At 68.9% G+C, this 431-nt stretch carries 1 protein-coding gene; it reads left to right on the forward strand.

From position 1 onward, the window contains the following. Positions 1-142: 142 nt before the first annotated feature. Positions 143-431: LysR family transcriptional regulator (locus FQ705_RS02920; RefSeq protein WP_260854378.1), on the forward strand; the 289-nt coding region annotated here is incomplete at its 3' end.

The following is a 431-nucleotide window of genomic DNA, read 5'->3' on the forward strand; positions in this document are numbered from 1 at the left end:
AATCAATCTCATCGTTCTCGTTCGCATTATCGAATCGACGCAGGTATTCCCGCCAAACCCGTGCGCCGCCCTGCCATCAAGCCGACACGCGGCCGCCACACACTGCCCGCTCCTTCCGCCTGTCGCCCGCGCGCCTCCCGCCATGCTCCCCCTGCTTCTCGCCGCCTTCTACGAAACCGCCCGCCAGGGCAGCGTGACCGCCGCGGCCAGGCGGCTCGACATGAGCCAGCCCACCATCACCTCGCGAATCCAGCAGCTCGAGCGCCATTACGGGGTCGAGCTGTTCCATCGGCGCGGCAACCGGCTCGACCTCAGCGACGCGGGCGCCTCGCTGATGCCGCTGGTCGGCCCGTTTTCCCACGCGACCGAGCGCGACGGCTGGATCTTCGTGACGGGGCAGATGCCGACCTGGCCCGAGGACGACGAGGCGC

The sequence above is a fragment of the Paraburkholderia sp. BCC1884 genome (genome assembly GCF_900996225.1).
Lineage (GTDB): Bacteria > Pseudomonadota > Gammaproteobacteria > Burkholderiales > Burkholderiaceae > Paraburkholderia.